This window comes from Mycobacterium asiaticum (assembly GCF_001673365.1).
Lineage (GTDB): Bacteria > Actinomycetota > Actinomycetes > Mycobacteriales > Mycobacteriaceae > Mycobacterium > Mycobacterium asiaticum_A.
Genome location: NZ_LZLS01000106.1, coordinates 1 through 5948, shown reverse-complemented (window position 1 = coordinate 5948; position 5948 = coordinate 1). Strand labels below are relative to the sequence as shown.

Annotated in this window: 7 protein-coding genes; 2 read left to right on the top strand and 5 right to left on the bottom strand. The window is 66.1% G+C overall.

Annotated features, from left to right (window positions below; translation table 11 throughout):
- A partial coding sequence (locus A5634_RS12555; RefSeq protein ID WP_155769510.1) for a winged helix-turn-helix domain-containing protein occupies window positions 1-693 on the top strand: 693 nt, incomplete at its 5' end.
- On the opposite strand, the gene A5634_RS12550 is transcribed toward A5634_RS12555, so the two are convergent.
- Both A5634_RS12550 and A5634_RS12545 read right to left on the bottom strand, forming a co-directional pair.
- Window positions 690-1625 carry a lysophospholipid acyltransferase family protein gene (locus A5634_RS12550; RefSeq protein WP_065144380.1) on the bottom strand — a complete coding sequence of 312 codons (936 nt, stop codon included), beginning with the start codon at window positions 1623-1625 and terminating at the stop codon, window positions 690-692. The genes A5634_RS12555 and A5634_RS12550 overlap by 4 nt on opposite strands.
- A 135-nt stretch (window positions 1626-1760) precedes the next feature.
- Window positions 1761-2435 (bottom strand): MPT63 family protein, encoded by a 675-nt coding sequence (locus tag A5634_RS12545; protein ID WP_081290389.1) that lies wholly within the window; start codon window positions 2433-2435, stop codon window positions 1761-1763.
- Window positions 2436-2803: 368 nt separating this feature from the next.
- Here A5634_RS12545 and A5634_RS12540 point away from each other — a divergent pair, with 368 nt between their 5' ends.
- Window positions 2804-3223 (top strand): MarR family winged helix-turn-helix transcriptional regulator, encoded by a 420-nt coding sequence (locus A5634_RS12540; protein WP_065144378.1) that lies wholly within the window; start codon window positions 2804-2806, stop codon window positions 3221-3223.
- Here A5634_RS12540 and A5634_RS12535 read toward each other — a convergent pair whose 3' ends face one another.
- The 3 genes from A5634_RS12535 to rpsB all read right to left on the bottom strand — a co-directional run.
- Entirely contained in the window at window positions 3224-4648 is a 1425-nt protein-coding gene (locus A5634_RS12535; RefSeq protein ID WP_065144377.1) for an amidase, read from the bottom strand. It abuts the gene before it with no gap.
- A gap of 7 nt (window positions 4649-4655) precedes the next feature.
- On the bottom strand, window positions 4656-5474 hold the full coding sequence (tsf, locus tag A5634_RS12530) for a translation elongation factor Ts (protein ID WP_065144376.1): 819 nt from the start codon (window positions 5472-5474) through the stop codon (window positions 4656-4658).
- Window positions 5475-5486: 12 nt separating this feature from the next.
- The coding region (gene rpsB, locus A5634_RS12525) for a 30S ribosomal protein S2 (protein ID WP_065144375.1) at window positions 5487-5948 on the bottom strand (462 nt) is incomplete at its 5' end.

Genomic DNA, 5948 nt, shown 5'->3' with positions numbered 1-5948 from the left:
CCCACCCTGGATTCGTTCGCCCTCACCGTGCGCACGGCGCCACTACACGGCGGTGGCGATGTCTTGGTCGGTGACGCCGACGTCGCGTTGATCGATGCCCGCGGCGATTTGGTGGCGGCCCGCAAAGCTTGCCTGCGGTTGGCGGCCCATGCACCGGCGCTGGCCGTGGTTGCCGTAGTGCGACCGGCCGATTTTGTCGAGGTCGAGGTCGATTGGAATTTCGACGACGTGCTGTTGGCGGCGGCCGGGGCGGCGGAGTTGCAGACCCGGTTGCGGTGGGCGATCACGCGTCGACGTAACGCGCTGGGCGGCACGTTGCAGTTCGGTGATCTGTTGCTGCACCCCGCGAGTTACACCGTCTCGCTGGACGGTGAAGATCTGGGCCTGACCCTCACAGAGTTCAAGCTGCTGAATTTCCTGGTGCAGCACGCCGGCCGCGCGTTCAGCCGCACCCGGCTGATGCACGAGGTCTGGGGGTATGAAAGCAACGGACGGGTCCGTACCGTCGACGTGCACGTGCGGCGGTTGCGCGCCAAGCTCGGCGCCGCGCACGAATCGATGGTCGACACCGTCCGCGGCGTCGGATACATGGCCGTTTCGCCGCCACAGCCGCGCTGGATCGTTGGCGAGCCAATACTCAACCCGGTGTGGTCGACCGAGGAATCGCGACTCGATCGCACGCTGACGCCTTAGCCGAAGACCGGCAGGGCACGCTTGCGGGCCAGCGCATCCATGCCTCGTTGGATGCTGTCCTGAACTTCTTGGTACTTGGCGTTGACGTAGTCGTCGTCTTCGGCGCGGTCGGCATCGCGATCGAGTTCGACCGGCGGCATGAATCTGGTTCTGATCTTGGCCGGTAACGGCAACTGCGGAAGGGCCGCCGGCGCAATGCCCCAGGGCAGCGAGATTGCTACCGGAAACACCTTGAGCCGCAACAGTTTATCCAGTCGCAACGCCCGGGACAGGCGATCGCCTCGGATCAGCACCGGCATGGCATCGGCGCCTCCCACGGTGGCGATGGGCACGATCGGCACCCCGGCGCGGATCGCCATCTTCACAAAGCCCGTGCGGCCTGCAAGATTGGCTCGGTCTCGCTCCATCCATGGCCGCAGCGAGTCCACTTCACCGCCCGGCCACAGCGCCACGTCCCGGCCCTCAGCCAACGCCGTCGCGATCGCGTCGGGCGCTGCGGGCAGCACACCCATCGATCTGAAGTACCGCCCGATACCAGGAATGGCCATCAGCGCATCATGTGCGGTGCCGTGCAATGGACGTTCGGGGCCGAACCGGCGCCACCATTGCAGGCCTACGGTCCAGGCGTCCCAGACGAACGGCGCGCCGGAATGGATGCCGATCAGCAGCACCGGCGACTGCCCCACGTTCTCCCAGCCGTCGATCTCCATGCGGAACCAGTAGTCCACCAACGCATTCCAGAAAAATTTCTGGCGGTGCATCGTCGTCTCGCTCTGGCCTTCGAGGTCCCAATCCCCAGCCCGTCGGGCCACCCAGCCGCTCACACCACCGTCGTTGCTTTCGCGTTTGTCCGCCATGGTTTCCCGGGCTTTTTCCGCGTGCTGCTGGGCCTGCTCGCGCACTTCGCGCGGCCTGTCGTCGGTGTGAGTCATAGCTTGTCGCATACCCACATCACCCACAGCCAACTCCGATATTTAGATTCGTTGACCGCACCCATCGAAAACGAGGAAAACCTCCCCGCGCCATGGCCGTGGCGCGGGGAGGTTGTTGGCTAAGCCGACCTCGCTTTAGGTGTGGGCCGGCGACTCAGGGGTCATCTGACCGGGGGCCGGATTCACCTGGCCGGGCACGGTGTTCGGCTGTCCTGGCACCGTGTTGGGAACCTGGCCGGGAGCCGGGTTCACCTGACCGGGGGCGGGGTTTACCTGACCGGGCAGGGTGTTCGGCGACTGCCCCGGGATTGCGTTGGGTGCCGGCAAGCTGGCCGGGTTACTCTCCCAGACCAAGACGTCCTGGACGCCGTCGTTGTAGGCCACGCCGGTGGGGGCCGGTCCGGTGACATCGAAGTAGATCTTGCCGTTTTCGCTGCCACCCTGGGTGATCGGAGCCGGGCTGAGGCCCTGCGGGGCAGCCGGAATACTGATCACCCGGTAATTCTGGCCCTCAGCGCGCGCATTGAAGTTGGAGACGACGGGCGTCACCACACCGCTGTTGGCATGAGCGGTGACGTCGGCCTGCCAGAGCTTGCCGGTCGGCGTGTAGCCGGGGATGACGACATTGCTGGGCTGCAGGTTGCTGACGGTGTAGTCAGTGACCAGTGGCCCGTCGACCAGGGTCTGCGGAGTGCCGAGCCCCTCGATTACGTCGGGCGCGGCCGAGGCGGTCGCGGCACCGAACATGCTGACCGCGGCGATGCCCGCAGCGGCGAGGGTGGTCTTTGCAGTGGTCTTGGTGAACTTCACGCTGAATCCCTTCCGTTGGTGTCGTTCGAGGCGGTTGCACGCAATATGGCGCTTGAACCGCGCTCCAGGGCTCATTACCAAAGGCGCACAAGCTCAAACACCCACCACCGCGCCAAACCGCTTCTGCAGGGTCATAACCTGCGCAAACAACAACTAATTGATCTGGGCCACATTGCAATTCGGGCCACATTCTTAACAGCGGCATCAGTTACCACTATCGGACTCAAATCCAATAGCGCTCGGCCGCAACGATTTCAGCGGCCGAATGCTCCAAATCCTGCGACTACCACTGCAGAACCCCGGGTTGGTGCCAAACATCTTTCGCGTCAAACACTCGTCAGCAGCCCGGATATGTCAATATGCCTGATATGGGCCAAGCCGACGATGCGCCACTGGGCTACCTGCTTTACCGGGTCGCTGCCGTGTTGCGGCCTGAGGCGTCCGCCGCATTGAGTCCGCTCGGACTGACGTTGCCCGAGTTCGTCTGCCTGCGCAGCCTGTCGCTGTTCCCGGGTTCCTCGAGTGCCGAGTTGGCCCGGCGCGCAAGTGTGACCCCACAGGCGATGAACACCGTGCTGCACAAGTTGGAAGGGCTCGGCGTGGTGGCCCGGCCGGCGTCGGTGTCCTCAGGTCGCGCACTACCGGCCTCGCTGACCGCCAAGGGCCGCGCCCTGCTGAAGCGCGCCGAGGCCGTGGTGCGCAGCGCCGATGACCGCATCTTGGCCAAGTTGAGCGAATCTCAGCGGCGCGAGTTCAAGCAGATGCTGGAAAAGCTCGGCACTGATTGATCAGCGTTCGTCCTGGATGCGCGCCCACGGGCGCGCCGCTTCGAGTTCATAGGCCAACTCCAGTAGCCGCCGCTCCTGGCCGATGTCGGCCGACAGCATGATGCCCAACGGGAGGCCGTCGGCGGATTGCGCCACCGGCAGCGAGATCGCCGGGTCCCCGGTCACGTTCTGCAGTGGCGTGTAGGCGACCCAATCCGATAGCCGATCGATGACCTGTTGGTAGTGGGTGGGTGCCAGGTACCCGACCTCGGGCGTCGGGTCGGCCAGCGTCGGCGTGAGCAGGACGTCGTAGCTACCGAAGAACTGTGCACTGCGCCGTCGTAGCCGGCGTAACCGCGCAATCGCCAGCGGAAGCCGGTGCAGATTGCTCTTGGCGTGGCGATACAGACCCAGCGTCAGGTTGTCCAGGCGAGCGCGGTCGAAGCTATCGCCGAATGCGCGCCTGCCCACGCTCACCTGGCCCAGGGAGAGTAAGCCCCAATACAGCACGAAGTCGCCGAGGAAGCTGGCCGGCACCCAATTGTTCTCGATGTGTTCGACACGATGGCCCAACTCCTCGAGCAACGCGGCCGTGTCCAGGACGTGTTCGCGCACTTCGGGGCTGGAATCGCGCTGCACCGAACGGGTGATCACCGCGACCCTGAGCCGCTGCTTGCCGGGTCGCGTGACGTCGCCGACCGGCGGCAATTTGGGGTTGCGCCAGAGACGCTCGGCCTCCCGGTAGAACGCGGCCGTGTCCCGCACCGAGCGGGTCAGCACCCCGTTGGCGACGATGCCGACCGGCAGTCGCCGATATGCCGCGTCCAACGGCAATCGCCCACGCGACGGCTTAAGTCCGACCAGGCCGTTGCAGGCGGCCGGAATGCGGATCGAGCCGCCGCCGTCGTTGGCGTGCGCAATCGGCACGACGCCGGCGGCGACGAACGCGCCCGACCCCGACGAGGAAGCACCCGCGGTGTGGTCGGTGTTCCACGGATTGCGGACCGGTCCCAGCCGCGGATGTTCGGCCGCGGCGCTGAAGCCGAACTCCGACAGTTGCGTCTTGCCCAGCGAGACCAGTCCGGTGCCCAGCACCACCCGGGTCACCTCGCTGTCGAACGGCGCCGGGTACGGCGTCCACGCGTCGGTGCCCTGCATGGTCGGTTGACCGGCGACGTCGATGTTGTCCTTGATGAAGGTCGGCACGCCCGCGAAGAAGCCCCGTTTTAAGCCGTCACCGTTTGCCGCGGCCCGAGCCTTGTCGCGAGCCTTATCGTAGGCCGGATACGCCACCGCGTTGAGCTGCGGATTGACGGTTTCCGCGCGGGCGACGGCAGCGTCGACGACCTCGGCCCGGCCCAGTCGGCCAGATCGGATGGCCTCGACCAGCGCGACTGCGTCGAGATCACCGAGGGCATCGTCTCCGAATGCGTGTACGCGCGCCACCGGGCGACTAGGCCTGGCCGACCTCGAAGCGCACGAACCGTGTCACCGTTACGCCGGCCTCGTCGAGCAGCGCCTTTACGGTCTTCTTGTTGTCGGACACCGACGGCTGCTCGAGCAGCACGGCGTCCTTGAAGAAGCCGTTGAGGCGGCCCTCGACGATCTTGGGCAGTGCCTGCTCCGGCTTGCCCTCGGCCTTGGCGGTCTCCTCGGCGATGCGGCGCTCACTGGCCACCACGTCCTCCGGGACGTCGTCACGCGACAGGAAGCGCGCCTTGAGCGCGGCGATCTGCAGCGCCACGGCGTGCGCCGCCTCGGCTCCGCCGTCACCGGTGTATTCGACCAGCACACCCACAGCCGGCGGCAGGTCCGCGGCCCGCTTGTGCAGGTAGGTCTCCACGGTGCCATCGAAGTTGGCAACCCGGCGCAGTTCCAGCTTCTCGCCGATCTTGGCCGACAGCGCGGCGATGGCCTCTTCGACCGTCCCGCCGTCGGTGCTGGCCGCCTTGAGCGCGTCGACGTCGGTGGCCTTGGAGGTCACCGCGGCTTCGACCACCTTGTCAGCCAACTCCTGGAACTCTGCGTTCTTGGCGACGAAGTCGGTCTCGGAGTTCAGCTCGATCAGCGCGCCGTCCTTGGCGGCCACCAGACCCTCGGCCGTGGCCCGCTCGGCACGCTTGCCGACGTCCTTGGCGCCCTTGATGCGCAGCGCCTCGACGGCCTTGTCGAAGTCACCGTCGGTCTCTACCAGCGCGTTCTTGCAGTCCAGCATGCCAGCACCGGTGAGCTCCCGAAGTCGTTTGACGTCGGCAGCGGTGTAGTTCGCCAATGCTCAGCCTTCCTAGGATTCTGTGGTTGGTTCGGTTGCGACGGCGGTGTCCGCTTGGGTGGTGGTGGCGGCCGCACCCGCCAGCAGTTCCTGCTCCCACTCAGGCAGCGGCTCGGCAGCTTGTGCTTCCGGCTTGCCGTCGCCGCGGCCGACGCCCGCGCGAGCCTGCAGCCCTTCGGCAACCGCGGAGGCGATCACCTTGGTCAGCAGAGCCGCCGAACGGATCGCGTCGTCGTTACCCGGAATCGGGTAATCGACCTCGTCAGGGTCGCAGTTGGTGTCCAGGATCGCGATGACCGGGATGCCCAGCTTGCGGGCCTCGCCGACGGCGATGTGCTCCTTGTTGGTATCGACAACCCAGACGGCCGAGGGCACCTTGGCCATGTCGCGGATACCACCGAGGCTGCGCTCGAGCTTGTTCTTCTCCCGGGTCAGCCCCAGGATTTCCTTCTTGGTGCGGCCCTCGAAGCCACC